Genomic DNA, 14424 nt, shown 5'->3' on the forward strand with positions numbered 1-14424 from the left:
GCAATGAAAGCGCCATGACAACCGGCATGGGCGGTGAGCCGGCAGCATATCTGGCCCCGGCGCCCCATCTGCACGCTCGCAATCAGCGGCGGCTTGTGTGGTGCGGCGGCGCTGCATCCACTGGCATATCTTCCGTTGGCGGCTCCCAGCCGAAGACGCTTCGGCCGCCGAAGGTCGAGGATTGCCGAAATTCGCCGGCCACGATCTCCTTGAGGTCTGGGCCGGTGACATAGCGCTCCAGGCTGCGCGACTGGTCGTCGAGCCGGCGCAAGGCCTGCAGCTCCTCCTCGCGGCCGAGCCTACCTTTCATGACTGCCGATTTCATCACATTGATGGTTTCGTCATAAACCTTGAGCGGCACAGGGAAGGGGTGCCTGTCCTTGCCGCCGTGAGCGATCGAAAAGCGGGCGGGATCGGAGAAGCGGCAGGGCGCGCCATGCACGACTTCGGCAACGAGCGCCAGCGCCTTGACCGTGCGGGCACCAACGCCCGGCACGAGAAGCAAATCCTCGAAATCGACCGGTCCGCGATCGGCAGCCGCGGCAAGATTGCCATGCAAACGCCGCATGTTGACGTCGCTTTCGCGCACATCGTGATGTGCGGGCATGAAGAGATGCGGCAGCATCAGCTGTCCGGCTGACTCCGGCAAGGGTGCAGGATCGGCGGCCGGGGCAAGGGCGGCAGCCTCGCGGATAATGCGGTCCGGCCCAAGAGCTGCGAGAAGATCGAGCTGGTCGTGGCGGGATTTTTCCGCGCGCCGGTCGGCGAGATTGATGATTTCGCCCTGAGACCGGCCTTCGATGGCCGCATGCGGGGAATTGACGAAGCTTTCCAATCCTTCCGAGAACCAGTGATAGCGCCGCGCCTGACGCTTGTCGCCATTCATGCCTTGCTGAACGATCACCCAATGGCCGTCATCAGCGACGATGAAGCCGTGAAGATAGAGGTCGAAACCATCCTGGACGGCTGCACTGTCCACTTTGGCGACCAGCCGGCTCGTCTTGGCAAGGACAGCGCCATCCAACCCCGTCCGTTCGCCGATCGCCATCAGTTCATCCGGCGTCTTGCGCGATTGCGCGCCGCGGCCGCCGCAGACATGCAGTCCGAGTTCCCTCGAAAGCGGCTTCAGCCCGCGCTTCAATGCTCCCAAAACACTGGTCGTAATTCCCGAAGAATGCCAGTCCATGCCCATGACGGCACCGAAGGACTGGAACCAGAAAGGATGGGCAAGCCGGCGCAGGAATTCGTCACGCCCGTAGTGGTGAACGATGGCTTCGGTTATCAGCGCACCGAGCGTCGTCATACGGTTGCCCAGCCATGGTGGCACGCGCCCTCCGTGAAGGGGGAGGTCGGCGCTGCCCGCTCTTTGCGACATGCTTCCTCTTTCTGCCTGCGATCTGCTGTGATGGATCGGATCACCCAATAAAACAGCTATCCGTCAAAATCGCGGCGATGGCAATAAATTCCCATCTCCGAGAGCCCTGTCCGCTGCACCAGCAAATTAGCGCCTAAAAATGCGATTTTCGACCTGTTGGCGGAACCGAAGCGCGGCGTTCCTAATTTCTATACGGACGGAATGGGAGATCGCGTCATGAAGTCGTTTGCTGCACCATTCATATGTCTGGCAGCGGTCGGGGCCGTTCTGGCTGGCAGTCTCGGGTTTGTTTCCTATGGGTTCCGCGGTCCGGAACCACATCATTTCGCTAATCTCGATGCACCGCTTTGGACGACGACACCAAGGCGCGTTGATCCCAGAACGCAGGATTACGAGCGCCTTCCACCTCTTCAAGCCACGGCCGACGCCTCGTCTTCAACACCGGCCAATCTCGTCGGCGTGTCGGCCATTGCACCGCCTGACCCAACCGTGACGGGGGCAATTGAGCAGCCGACGCAGGAGTGGATGGCCGACAGCCGCCATCTCAGCCGGTGCCAGCAACGCTATCGATCTTATAACGTCGCCGACAATACATACCAGCCTCTTGACGGCGGCCCCCGGAAGCCCTGCGTGATCGAAGAAAGGGAGCTTTCCGTCGGACTGCCTGCTGCATATCCAAGCCCCGACCCACATATGTCATGGTGCGCCGCCCGCTATAATTCCTATCGTGCTTCGGATAATACCTACCAGCCTTTCAGCGGACCAAGGCGCCAGTGCGTTTCCCCCGTCATCTGAGCGGCGCCGTTATTCTCCTATGAGAAGATTGCGTGCTTGGGAGCTACTATTGCTCGTGATCCCGGACCAAAGTCCCAGACCGTCTGGTACCTATGTCCGACCGCCTTGCAATTTCGGAACAAGCGGTCAATCTCATGCTTCTGTTCCCGATAGAACAGGCTGGATGAGGCACAAGGCAAAGGACGATGGTGATCTCGAAACGTAATTTCCTGAAGGGCTGCGGCGCGAGTGTTTTTGCCGTCGCGACGCTTGCACCGCTGAAGATCGAGGTCACGGGTACGTTTCCCTCACTCGCCATTCAGGCCGCATTCGCAAAGAACGAAAACGGCAATGGCGGGGGGAATGGAAACGGCAATGGCGGTAATGGCGGCGGTAATGGAAACGGCAGCGGCGGAGGAAATGGAAGCGGTAATGGCGGGGGTGGCGGTAACGGTAATTCGGGCGGCAACGGCAATAGCAGTGGTGGCGGCCGATCGGGCTCGACCGGAACCGGTAGTACGGACAATGCGCCCTCGATATCAGGAGCGCGCGCGACTGAAGATACGGACGGCTCGATCGATATCCGGCATACGAATGGAATAACCGAAACGCTTCGTGCTGGACGCTATATCATGAAGGACTCGAAAGGCCGCACGATCATCAACAGGCGGGCGACATCTGCTGATAGTACGCGGCTCACGCGGCTCCTGCGCTAACGTTTTTCGCGCCACCGCAAGGCAGCTTCCGTCCTGTTCGTGACGCCGAGTTTCGTCAGAATCTGGGTCATATGATGCTTTACCGTTTTTTCCTGTAGATCGAGACGTAAGCCGATGTGCTTGTTTGAAAGGCCTTGCGCAACGAGGTCCATCACCTCGCGTTCCCGCGGGGTAAGTGTGTCCCTGTCCGATGCCTGGCCGCTCAACGAATATTCCATGACTTTGGCCGACATTGTCGGGGAGACGTAGCGGGTTCCCTTGAAGACGGTGCGGATCGCTTCCGCCAGGCCGCGGGAACCGACCCCCTTGAGAATGTACCCCTTTGCTCCGCGCTGCAGGGCGTCGACGAGCGTATCGACTTCCTCTGAAGCCGTGAGCATGAGGATTTTGGTATCCGGGCTTAAGGAAAGGATATCGTCGATGACCGAAAGCCCGTTCCCAGGCATCGACACATCGAGCAGCAGCACGTCCGGACGGCTATCGGCGGCGATCATTGCGGCATCGGATGTGTTGGCGCCTTCTCCGACAACAACAAAATCGCTGACCTCGGAGAGGCTGCGGGTCACCCCTTCGCGAAACAGGGGATGGTCGTCCACGACGCCGATTTTGATGGGCACTATTCTATTCCTCCACTTCCATAGGCGAAAAGGTCATGATGACGGTCGTACCACCTTCGCCGGTTCTTATGTCGAATTCCCCGCCAAGGCTATCGATACGCTCTTTGAGTCCCACCAGACCGAGGCTCGTCGGCCTCACCTGCGTCGGATCGAAACCCTCGCCCTGGTCACTGACCTCGATGCGGACGGCGCCGCCGTGTGATATTGCCCTGACAGCCTGCTGAACGCCGCCGCCATGGCGATAAGCATTGTTGAGTGCCTCTTGAATGAAGCGGTAGATACAAATCTTGAGAGCGGGGGCAAGTTCTGGATCGTCCTCGTCAATTGTCGTATCGACCGCGGTTTTGGTCTTCTGCTGGTGGGCTTCAACAACGCGTTTCACGATCTCCGTAATCGAAGCCTTCTCGATTTGCGGCAGGACCAGACCTTTGCAGATATCGCGGATCTCCTTCATCGCTTCGGCAAGGCTCGAACGGATCCAGGAAAGTTCCTTCTCGCGCGTCTCCGGCAGGGTGGCGGCATCGATCAGCAGGTCGCTGTCGAGACGCAGCGAGGCATAGGCGATGTGCTGGGCGGGGCCGTCATGCAGATCGGCGCCGATGCCGCGCAAATAGGTCTCGTTCAAGGCTGCGGCGCGCTGGGAGGACAATTGAAGTCTGCGTTGCAGGCCGCGATTTTCGGCGAGAAGTGCGGAGAGTTCGTCCACTCTGGCCTTTAGGGCTTCGCGCTGGACCTCGATCGTATGGCTGCCGCGAAAGACGAGAATGGAGAGAACGAGGAAGAAGATTGCGGTCAGGCCGGCAACAGCCAGCCAGCTCCAGAGCCGTGCTCGCGCGAGGCTGTCTTCCAGCCCTTCGGCTGTCTCATAAAATTCAAGCACGGCCACAGCCTCTCCGGACCAAGGCTGCAAAACAGGATTGTAAATTTCCATGAGCGCCCTGCCGAGACTACGCTCCTTGGCGCTTTCGGGGTCGCTTGCGACTTCGTAACGTGCGACCAGCGAGCCTGCAAATGCTTGGGCAAGCTTGCCATTGACCGGAAATGCCTTTCCCACCAGTTCCTTTTCATTGGAATAGAGGATCGTACCGTCACGACGCCATAGCTTGAAGGACACGAGACGCCGGCCGAGGGCGCCCTGTCCGAGCGTTTCGTCGAGCGCCTGAGCGCTTGCTTCGTCTAGCAGTGATTCCTTCTGCATGTCCGGAAGCAAGGGCGCGACGACGCTATCGACATAGAGCGCCGTTGCGGCCCCGGAATTGTGAATGACGGCATCCTCGATGAGGTGGGTGACGATAAGCCCTATGACGAACATCGCGCCAAGGGAAACGAGCCCTCCCATGATGAGGAATTGGGAGGCGAGGGAGCGGGCATTCCAGCGTATGAGCCAGTTCATTTCCGACCTGAGTTGCGACGATTCAATCAAACTATCGCATTGGCTGGACTTTTCCAGCTCACTTGACCTCGATGACGTCGGCGCCCGGGACTTTGGCGGTCAACTGGCTCGTGTCGCCAGACATGACCGTACCGAAGACATAGAGCATGGCGGCAAGGAAGATGACGAGCGCCGCCAGGGAGGCATTCCATGCGCTGGAAATTGCCGGGATTTCGTTCCTGTCGTCCATGACCGAACTCCTCTTTTGACAGAGAGTCGAACGGTGTGGGAGATCGTGCGTTCCGGATCTGGGACTTCAGTCCGAGCGTCGTCAGACGAAGGTCGGAGGCGACCCGACTGAATGCGTTGCGGCGGGCGGGTATTGGTTCCTCGGCAGCGGGATGTGAATGCCCGCAATGGCAGCTGCCGCCCGCCGCTATCGAATGGCTGCCGAGCTAGCTGTATCCACGCCAGTCGATAGCGCTGCCGTCAACGCGATAAGGCTTGCCACGGCGAGATTTTTCCAAAGACGTTGGCAATGGCCGAGAGCGAGGCGGCTCTCATGCGCAACAATCTTTGCCGGCGAAGGGCGTCGACGCGGGTGCCCGGTGCCTTTGCGAGCGCGGCCCGGGCGTCTCTCACCGGACCCACCAGACTTGCGGCAACCTCGGGCAAGGCATCCACTTCAGCCTCGAGGCGTGTGAGATAGGCGTTGAGCCCGTCTGCAGCGGCTTGCCGCAGCCGGCGGGTGGGTGCGTTGCGAAGTTTACGCGTCGCCCAGCGCAGATGTTCTTCGGCATGCCGGTGTAGCGCCTGCGGATGCTTATAGGCCCGGTGATCGCCAAGCATGTCGGCGACGAAGGCCACTTCTCCGAGTTCTCCGCAGCGCCACCAGAGCTCCATATCCTGGAGATATTGCCAGGCCGGGTCCCAGCGGCCGGCCTTGAAGAAGACATCCGTGCGGATCGTCGCGCCCGGCATTGCGACCATATTGTTGAGCAGCAGCAATTCCCGAAACGCCTCGCCGCTGTTGCTGTAACTCCACCCGAAGCGGCGGCCGGGAATCGGATCACCTTCGTAGGTGATCTGCCGGAAACGGCCATGGATCAGAGCGGGGTGGCGCATCGCCGCGCGCCCGATGGCGCGCAACGCCCCCGGCGCGAGACGATCGTCGGCATGCAGCGTGACGAGGTAGTCGGCATCCGCACCGGCGGCGTAGGCGCGATTCCAGTTATCCGTGCGAGGCAGGGTGTCCGGGTGCAGGGCCGGCTTCAGCAGTGGAGATGAGTAGGATGCGATTATTTCTCGACTGCCGTCTGTGGAGCCGTTATCGCAAATATGAACCTCGAAGTCCGGATAATCCTGTGCCAGAGCGCTGTCGAGCGCCTCGGCAAGTGTCTCTGCATTGTTGAAGCAGGGTATGATGATGGCGAGAGAGGGTAACTTGCTCGATGTCCCGGCTGTCATGACGAACTCCCGTTTACTAGGCTCCCCGATCCCGCGAACGCGGATTGAGGAGATCGTTGGCAAGGCTCCGCCTGTCGAAGCGGAATGGCACCACTGCTTCCCTCAGACGCTAGCAGCAAGGGTCGCGTCTGCAATTTTGACATCGAACACCTCACGCGCCGGCAACGTCCGGACATCGAAACCGTGTGCGACCACGCCGTTCAGCATCGGGCAGACGAAGAGTAGGCCATTATGCGAGAGGCTCGTCCTGTTCTGCAGGCTGTGGGCCAGAGCCAGATGAAAAACGGCGACGCTGCGGAATGCATAGACGCCCGCCGATGCAATGTCGGAAATGACGATCTTCTCCCTCGCTTCCAGCATCCGGCCATCATCTCCAATCCTGAGGTAGCTGTATTGCGGATGGCGGGAGGAAAATGTGAGCGCGAGACCGCCAAGCTTAGAGTCGGCGGCAAAGATTGCGGCAATGTCTGCATCGCTGTCGAACATGATGTCGCAGAGATCGACGACGACGGGCGCATCCGCAAAGGCGACAAGTGCCGCGCCGGCCGCAGCACTCCAGGCAGCGCCGCCGCTCGTATCGGACAGCCAGACGATCCGCGCTGTTGGATAGCGGACCAGCAATGTGTCACGAGCGTAGCGCCGCGAAGCAGGCCTGTCCCGCAGCACGAAAACAGGCACAGCCGCGTCGCTCCACCAGGGACGAGCCTCCAGCGTGGCGCCGAGCAATGTCGTTTCTCCAACCGGCATTTCCGCCTTCACCGCGCCGTCAGCCTGTTCAAAATCATTTCCGGCCATGGGAATAATGATATTCAGCGGCGCTGCCGCGCCCGGTCTGACGCCCACGTCATGCATAGGCAGGCTCGCGGCCCCGTAGATATTCGGCCAGATCCTCGGGTGTGCCAAGCCCGTGCATGTTTCTGACATCGATCTCGTAAACGCCGATGCGCGCACCGTTGCGGATCGCATAATTATAGGCGGGGCAGACGTAGAACTCGTTGTTGGTGCGGTCGTTGTGCACCATCATGTCGAGCGCGCCTTTCATGAAATCGCCGGCGCGGCGGAAGAAATAGATGCCGACCGTGGCAAGTTCGGAAATAGGCTGCTTTTCGGCAACCCTGAGCACGAAGCCTGCCGCATCGGTTTCGGCGAAAGACCATTTCGGGTCGCGCTTCGGATCGCGAAACACGAGGATTGATCCGTCGAGATCGCGCGACATGCAGTCATCAATAAAGTCGACGATACGCATGTCCACGACTTGGTCGGAATTGGCGATGAGAAGGGGAGCTTCCTCATCGAGATGCTGACGCGCCAGCAGAACGGTGCAGGCGGTGCCTTCGGTGAGTTGATCGACCGAAACGATCCCGACACCCTGCGAGCGAAGTTCGGCCACCGCATCCGCCTGGCTGTCCAGATGCTCGCGCAGCAGCAGGACCGTCGGCTGTCCATCTGGCGGCAGCGTGTTTTCCAGCACATGCTGGATCATCGGCCGGCCAAGCACGTCGATGAAGGGCTTCGGGCGGGTAAACCCGACTTTGGCGAAGCGGCTGCCCCGGCCGGCGGCCGGCACGACAAGTTGCACGGGTCGTGCCGCTTGTGCGGAGGATAGGCGTCGTACTCCGTTAACCTCGAAATTCTCGATCATTTTTGGGTTGTAAAAACTGTGGTAGCGGTCTGCGGGAACGCTTGCGGAAACGACGCGGCCGCCATCCAGGATCACCTCGTTCAGCGACGAGCTGACATAGTAGCGATCGTCCACCGTCACTCCATGCCGCAGGGCAGCAGTGGCGGCCTTGAAGAAGATCTGAGCCTCGCGGAAATAGTAGAATCCGGCGATTGCCTTGTTGCTGATGACATCCTTCTCGGACGTTCGGTTGACGAGCCCATCGTCGCCGAGCGTCACATAGGACCAGCGCGGGTGGATCGTCTCGAAGGTAATGACGCCGGCATCCGCCTTGGCTGCCTCGAATTCTGCAATCACGGATGAAAGCCGGGTGTCAATGATCTGGTCGCTGTTGGCGATCACCAGCGGCTCGGTGGGATCGATCCTGTCGACCGCCATCAAGCAGGTGCAGAGTGCGCCGGCCGTCGGGCCTTTCAGCATGACCACCTCCGAGCGGCCGTTGGTGCTGAGGTCGAAGATCCGCTCGTAGGAATATTTCACGGCATCCTGCTGGTCGACGACGAAGAGAAAGCGCGCGCCACTGCCGAGCGACTTCATGTTTTCGACGGCCCACAGGATCATCGGCTTTCCGGCCACTTCGATGAGCGGGCGCGGATAAGCATAGTCTTCCGGGCTGAAGTGGGGGCTTGTGCCCGTGGTAGGGAACAGGACGATCATGCCATCACCTCCGATACACGCTTGATCTCCGACACGATCCGGCCGTAGACAACGTCGGCCGGCGTTCCGATCTGCATGACGTAAGCGCCGCTGTCGCGCGCGGCCTTCAGGCCATATTCATTGTCCTCGAGGATCAGGCACTCATCCGGTCTGAGGCCGAAACGCTCCATGGTCGTCACATACATTTCCGGATCCGGCTTGGCGCGCGTGACATCTTCGTTGGACACGATGAGGTCGATATATTCCGTCAATCCGGCGCGCCGCATCATGGACTCGATAGTGACACGGATGGAGTTCGAGCAGACGGCGATCTTGTAGCCGTCGTGCTTAAGACGGCTCAGCGCGTATTGATGAGCAAATACAGGCTTGCAGCGGGTGTAGATCAGCTCCATCGTATAGTCCTGCTTCAGCTCGTGGATAAGCTCGTTCAGGCCCTTCGGCAGGCCATTGGTACGGGAGAGAATCTCCAGCTTGCGACGGGTTGGCAGGCCATCGAACGTGGTCAGATGCGCCTGGCGGTCGATCGGCATACCGAAAAGATCGAGCGCCCTGTTCAGCGCCTCGTAATGCCATTCCTTGGCATCGATCAGCACGCCATCCATGTCGAACAAGACAGCTCGGATCATGCGACTTCCTCCTCAACCATCCAGGCAAAACTCCGCTCGGCCGCGTCGGGCAGATCGGTACAGATCATCAGCCGATCGAGCTGAAGACCGCTCTTTGCAGCTTGTCGCAATGCAGCCGACCAGGCGGCCCAGACCGCTTCGTGCGGGCGCTTGTGCAGTTCCGGAGAGACCATTGCGACATATTTGCCGCGTCTGAGGTCGTCGATCGCGCGTTCGATCGAGGCCGGCGTCTCGGTGAAGGAATCCACCCAGACGCCTTCACAGCGTTCGTAGAAGGACGGGTAGAGCTCGACCTCGCTGTAGCGGGTGAAAACCGGGATATCGCTGTCGAGATACGGCCTGAGATCGGGAACCGACGCGTCGAAAACGAAGGAGCGTTTCGTTACCCCGTACTGTTCCAGCATCGGCACCAGGGCAGGGCAGAGGCCGTCCGCCTTGATGTTGATGGCCAGCCATCCCGGAGCGCCCTGTGCCGCATAGCACTCGAGAACGCGCTCGAAGGACAGTGCCCCGGTTGTGGCAGGATCGTGTGAAATAACCAGCTCGCCATTCAGATCGCGAACATCCAGTTCAACACCGTGTCCGGCGGCAAATGCCTTGTCGAATGCCCCTAAAGTGTTCCGCTCGTGGGATGTAAGCCACCAGCCACGATGTGCGAGTATCATCATTACGTCCCTCCGGGCCAAATCGGCCAATAAACCTGTCGCAAACGGCCGGATGAAATCCTCATGCGTCTGTCGACTAATCCTTGCGCGCGTGGTTGTAATTCATATTAACTATGCGGAATTGAGTATAAATCGTCAACCTGGAATATATGCGAAAGTTGTTACTTAGGTAACATACGAAGTATGTCCAGAAATGCCAAGATATATGAGAGATAAACTCAAAAACATGTGACCATGGGCACTACTATTACAGATTCAGCTGATTTGTCCGACGCAGAGGAAGATCAAGGGCGAGGTACCGCCTCTACATCACGGGATGCGTTATGGATTTCTGGCGCTCGCCTGGTCAGCCAGTTCTGCGGCATTGGTACATTGTTGGTCGCAGCCCGCGTGCTTTCACCGGCAGAGGTCGGTGTATTTGCCATGGTTTCGTCGACCGTATTGCTGCAATCAAAGATTGCGGAGGCCGGCTGGAGCGAATATCTGATTGCTGCACCGCACGGTAGGGAGCTGCCCGGCACGGTTCTTTATTGCGCGCTCGCAAGCGGCCTGGCCTTCACCATTCTCGGCTTCATCGGGCTTGCTGTTTCCCTCGTCTGGCTGACGCCGACTGGCTCGATCTTCTTCACACTCTTGCTGCTGATGGCGACCATCGTTCCGGGTACCTTCATCATCTGCCAGAGTGGCGTATTGGTCAGAGGCCGACGTCTGCGTGAACTTGCCTCCTATCAGGCAGCCTCGGAGTTTTCGGGCCTTCTCGTCACGACCGGGGGGCTATTGCTCGGCTGGGGCATCATTGCGCTCGCGGCAGGGCGCTGTTGCGTCGTGCTTGTCGCACTCCTGATGTCCACGGGCTTTGCGCGCTGGCTTCCGCGCTTTGAATTTAAGCTCGCCACTGCCCGCGCGGCGCTTGCCTATTCTTCTCGGCTCCTGGCATCGCGCCTGATGCAATTTGCGCAAAGTTACGGAGCGGAGTTCCTGATCGTGTTCTTCATCGGCGCGACGGAAGTCGGCCTCTATAGAATGGCAAGCCGTATCGTCGGCGCCGTCACGGAGTTGATTTCCGAACCTGTACGGATGCTGGCATGGAGCTATTTCTCCCGCCAGCAGGGCGAGGCGGGTGGCGGGGTGGAAGGCCTTGCCCGGCTTGCGGGACTGATCATGGCGGCCACCGCTTTTGCCGCTCTTCCCGTCTTTATGGGCCTTGCCGTCATATCCGAACAGCTCGTCAGCGTGCTGCTCGGCGCGCAATGGCTGGCAGCCGCGCCGGTCCTCATCCTGCTGGCGGCTGCGCGCGGTATCGCTGTCGTCCAGATGCTCAACGAGCCCGTACTTAGCATCACCGGGCGGGTTGCCCTGCTGCCGCGGCTGAACATGCTGTTTACGGCAACGAGCCTCGCTTGCCTTGCGATCGCCGGCTGGGTCCGTCCGGACCTCATCAACATTGCGGTTGCGCAGGTCGCGGCCGCGGCATTGACGACCTCGGTGTCGCTTTACTTCCTGCAATGCAGCACGGGTTTCCGGTGGCCCTCCCTATTGCATCGGATCTTTCCCGCGGGGCTCGGCGCGTGTGTCATGGTCGGTGCGGTCGGCCTGGCTCTCCATATGGCAGGCGGCAGCCTGCATCTTCCCTTGCTGGAATTGTTGATGGGAGTTGTGGTGGGGAGCCTTGCCTATGTGGTCATCGCATGGTCCAGCGGTCGCGCCTTAATGGCGGAACTCAACCATGTTACGGGTGCGCAATAGCGGCATCAATGCGGTGCCTTTCAAAGTCGAGCTTTTGCCGATCCCGTCAAACAACCTGAAGTAAATCCTTGCGAGGACTGTTCGCGCTCAGATGACGGTGAGATTGCCCGCTCGACTGGCGGTCGCTCTGGATTGAGGCGCGACGCGGGATGTGTCGGCAAGCTTCGAACTTATGACGACTGAGCGCGTTCTTATCACGTGACAATAGACCCGCCGGATGGGGAGGAGCCAATGACGGATATACGCGCACGCGGATTCAATACGAAGGCCGAGTTAGACGAATATCTTGCCGACATCGAGGCCGCCGAAACCGAAGCGGCTACGGTGCCCCGGGTCGATGTTGCGGTGGAGAAAGGGGAGGCCGTCGAGCTCGCAAGATTGCAGGAGGAGCTGACATTGCTGCGCAGACATCTTGCTCTCCTGCGCGAGCAGACAAAGACCGCGATCTCGGCATGCGCTCCACGGATGGATGCGAGCACCCAAAGGCAGTTTGGAAACTATCCCTGGCTGAAGCTCGCCGGGATCATTGCCATAACGTTTCTGGTGGCAAGACGGTTGCGGTGGCTGCCTCATTCGGGAAGGACAACGATGCCCCTCTCCCTTTTACGCTTCGGCTGGGTGTGATTAGACTTTTAAGCCAAACGCTCAGTCAAGGCGCAGCCAATAGTAACCGTAGGGCTGGAAGGTCAGCCGGTAGCCGCTTTCGGAAATTGGGGGAAACGCCAAGCCATTGATGAGTTCGACGGGAGTGCGGCCCTCCAATCCGACGAGCTGTACATCGGTCGCGACGGACGCGTCCGACAGATTGGCAGCGCAAAGTAACTTCTCTTCGCCATATTCCCGCAAATAGGCGATGACAGCAGGGGTATCATTTTCGAGAAAGTGGATGCTTCCTCGCCCGAAAGCCTGGTGCCCTGTCCGCAGCTGCAGGATGCGGCGGAGCCAGTTGAGCAGCGAATGCGGATCGCTTTCTTGCTCCCTGACGTTGATCGCCTTGAAGCCATATTGCGGATCGTCGATCAGTGGCAGTGCGAGCTGCTCCTCAGGCGCAGTCGAAAAGCCGGCGTTTTTGTCCGGCGACCATTGCATCAGCGTGCGCACTCCGTTCCTGTCCCCGAGCTCGATATTGTCACCCATTCCCAGTTCGTCGCCATAGTAGAGCACCGGGCTGCCCGGCAATGATAGGAGCAGGATGTGCAGGAGTTCGATGCGCCTGCGGTCCTGGCCCATCAACGGCCCAAGCCTGCGTCGGATGCCGAGGTTCAATCTTGCCCGTTTGTCTGCGGCATAGGTGTTCCACAGGAAATAGCGTTCCTCTTCGCTGACCATCTCCAGCGAAAGTTCATCATGATTTCTCAGGAAGATCGCCCATTGGCAGCTGTTCGGGATATCGTAGGTCTGGCCAATGATGGTGACGATAGGCTGCTTGTCGGCTTTGGCGATCGCCGTGAATATCCGCGGCATCAGCGGAAAGTGAAAAGCCATATGGCATTCATCGCCCTTGCCGAAATATTGGCGCGCCTCTTCCGGCCATTGATTGGCCTCGGCAAGAAGCACCTTGCCGGGATAGCTGCCATCCAGTGTCCTTCGGATGTATTTCAAGAGAGCATGAGTTTCCGGCAGGTTTTCGTTGCGTGTTTCGTCGCGCTCGACAAGATGCGGAATGGCATCGAGCCGAAAGCCGTCGACACCGAGATCGAGCCAAAAACGCATGGTATTCAGCAGAGCGTCGACAACTGCCGGGTTTCGATAGTTGAGATCCGGCTGGTGGGAATAAAAGCGGTGCCAGAAATAGGACTTCGCCACGGGATCCCACGTCCAGTTGGACCTTTCGGCATCGACAAAGATGATGCGCGTTTCCTTGAACTTTTTGTCAGTGTCCGACCAGACGTAGAATTCTCGCTCAGGCGAACCGGCAGGCGCCCGCCTTGCTCGCTGGAACCAAGGGTGCTGATCGGACGTATGGTTGATGACGAGTTCGGCGATGACACGGATCGAGCGCGCGTGGGCTTCCTCGACGAACCGGCTGAAGTCATCGACTGACCCAAATTCCGGTCGGATGCCCTCATAATCGGAAATATCATATCCGTCATCTCTGCCCGGCGACGGGTAAAAAGGCATCAGCCAAATCGTGTTGATGCCGAGCTGCGCCAGGTAATCCAGTTTCTGCGTCAATCCCTGGAAATCGCCGATCCCGTCGCCATTGGCATCGAAAAAAGATTTGACATGCAATTGATAAATGATCGCATCCTTGTGCCAGAGGGGATGCTGCAGCCCGCTATCCGACATTAAGATTCTCTCGGTTTACGCCAATTCGCAAGGCGCCGTAGAGTGCTGAATCGCGCATCTATCAAATCCGATCTTCCACGAACTGTTCCGCGCCCTCGACCGGCTGCAGCCAGGGTTCGCGCCGTTTGATCCAGAGCTCGTAGGTGGGCTTGAGGCCGGTCGGTGCGTCTTGCAGGGTTCCGAGTTTGATCTCGGCCTCGTCTTCGCCGTAGGCAAAGACCCGTGAACCGCAGTTCGGGCAGAAACGGCGGCCGTGATGCTCAACCGTTTCGCCTGTGGTTTTGAAGGCGGATGTCCGCCACATCGCGTAATAAGTAAAGGCCGAGCCGCTCTCCTGTCGACAATCGGTGCAGTGGCAAAGCCCGACGCGTATCGGTTCGCCCTCCACCTGATAGCGCACTTTGCCGCAATTGCAGCTCCCGTGTCGTGTGGTCATCCA

The 14424-nt window shown here is 59.3% G+C and carries 15 protein-coding genes; 4 read left to right on the top strand and 11 right to left on the bottom strand.

Going from position 1 to position 14424, the window contains the following annotated elements; all coding sequences use genetic code 11:
• Positions 1-82 precede the first annotated feature (82 nt).
• A complete protein-coding gene (locus tag FHT78_RS09625; protein WP_183742899.1) occupies positions 83-1375 on the bottom strand; it encodes a DUF763 domain-containing protein in 1293 nt (430 codons plus the stop codon).
• Positions 1376-1591: 216 nt separating this feature from the next.
• Between FHT78_RS09625 and FHT78_RS09630 the strand changes: the two genes are divergently transcribed.
• Both FHT78_RS09630 and FHT78_RS09635 read left to right on the top strand, forming a co-directional pair.
• Positions 1592-2170, top strand: a complete 579-nt coding sequence (locus FHT78_RS09630; protein ID WP_183742901.1) for a BA14K family protein — start codon at positions 1592-1594, stop codon at positions 2168-2170.
• A gap of 185 nt (positions 2171-2355) precedes the next feature.
• Positions 2356-2865 (top strand): hypothetical protein, encoded by a 510-nt coding sequence (locus tag FHT78_RS09635; RefSeq protein ID WP_183742903.1) that lies wholly within the window; start codon positions 2356-2358, stop codon positions 2863-2865.
• Here the strand turns inward: FHT78_RS09635 and FHT78_RS09640 are convergent.
• The 8 genes from FHT78_RS09640 to FHT78_RS09675 all read right to left on the bottom strand — a co-directional run bounded on the left by FHT78_RS09640 (position 2862) and on the right by FHT78_RS09675 (position 9953).
• Positions 2862-3485 carry a response regulator transcription factor gene (locus FHT78_RS09640; RefSeq protein WP_183743478.1) on the bottom strand — a complete coding sequence of 208 codons (624 nt, stop codon included), beginning with the start codon at positions 3483-3485 and terminating at the stop codon, positions 2862-2864. The genes FHT78_RS09635 and FHT78_RS09640 overlap by 4 nt on opposite strands.
• 1 nt (position 3486) lies before the next feature.
• Entirely contained in the window at positions 3487-4875 is a 1389-nt protein-coding gene (locus FHT78_RS09645) for a sensor histidine kinase (protein ID WP_183742905.1), read from the bottom strand.
• 58 nt (positions 4876-4933) lie between these two features.
• The gene (locus FHT78_RS09650; protein WP_183742907.1) at positions 4934-5104 is read right to left on the bottom strand and encodes a hypothetical protein; all 171 of its coding nucleotides are present in this window, start codon (positions 5102-5104) and stop codon (positions 4934-4936) included.
• A 239-nt stretch (positions 5105-5343) separates the two neighbouring features.
• Positions 5344-6321 carry a glycosyltransferase gene (locus FHT78_RS09655; RefSeq protein WP_183742909.1) on the bottom strand — a complete coding sequence of 326 codons (978 nt, stop codon included), beginning with the start codon at positions 6319-6321 and terminating at the stop codon, positions 5344-5346.
• A gap of 102 nt (positions 6322-6423) precedes the next feature.
• The gene (locus FHT78_RS09660; protein WP_210289800.1) at positions 6424-7173 is read right to left on the bottom strand and encodes a hypothetical protein; all 750 of its coding nucleotides are present in this window, start codon (positions 7171-7173) and stop codon (positions 6424-6426) included.
• The gene (locus FHT78_RS09665) at positions 7166-8659 is read right to left on the bottom strand and encodes a glycosyltransferase family 2 protein (RefSeq protein WP_183742911.1); all 1494 of its coding nucleotides are present in this window, start codon (positions 8657-8659) and stop codon (positions 7166-7168) included. The genes FHT78_RS09660 and FHT78_RS09665 overlap by 8 nt, the downstream gene beginning before the upstream one ends.
• Complete coding sequence (locus FHT78_RS09670) at positions 8656-9285, bottom strand: HAD family phosphatase (RefSeq protein WP_183742913.1); 630 nt, start codon at positions 9283-9285, stop codon at positions 8656-8658. Before FHT78_RS09670 ends, FHT78_RS09665 begins: the two co-directional genes overlap by 4 nt.
• Positions 9282-9953: a hypothetical protein gene (locus FHT78_RS09675; RefSeq protein WP_183742915.1), complete on the bottom strand. Its 672-nt coding sequence runs from the start codon at positions 9951-9953 to the stop codon at positions 9282-9284. Before FHT78_RS09675 ends, FHT78_RS09670 begins: the two co-directional genes overlap by 4 nt.
• A 231-nt stretch (positions 9954-10184) precedes the next feature.
• Here FHT78_RS09675 and FHT78_RS09680 point away from each other — a divergent pair, with 231 nt between their 5' ends.
• Both FHT78_RS09680 and FHT78_RS09685 read left to right on the top strand, forming a co-directional pair.
• The gene (locus FHT78_RS09680) at positions 10185-11696 is read left to right on the top strand and encodes an oligosaccharide flippase family protein (RefSeq protein ID WP_281412838.1); all 1512 of its coding nucleotides are present in this window, start codon (positions 10185-10187) and stop codon (positions 11694-11696) included.
• A 231-nt stretch (positions 11697-11927) separates the two neighbouring features.
• On the top strand, positions 11928-12320 hold the full coding sequence (locus FHT78_RS09685) for a hypothetical protein (protein ID WP_183742919.1): 393 nt from the start codon (positions 11928-11930) through the stop codon (positions 12318-12320).
• A 21-nt stretch (positions 12321-12341) separates the two neighbouring features.
• Here the strand turns inward: FHT78_RS09685 and treS are convergent, their stop codons facing one another.
• Positions 12342-13985: a maltose alpha-D-glucosyltransferase gene (treS, locus tag FHT78_RS09690; protein ID WP_183742920.1), complete on the bottom strand. Its 1644-nt coding sequence runs from the start codon at positions 13983-13985 to the stop codon at positions 12342-12344.
• A gap of 61 nt (positions 13986-14046) precedes the next feature.
• A complete protein-coding gene (locus FHT78_RS09695; RefSeq protein ID WP_183742923.1) occupies positions 14047-14421 on the bottom strand; it encodes a GFA family protein in 375 nt (124 codons plus the stop codon).
• Between the last annotated feature and the right edge of the window lie 3 nt (positions 14422-14424).

The sequence above is a fragment of the Rhizobium sp. BK196 genome (genome assembly GCF_014193255.1).
Classification (GTDB): Bacteria; Pseudomonadota; Alphaproteobacteria; order Rhizobiales; family Rhizobiaceae; genus Rhizobium.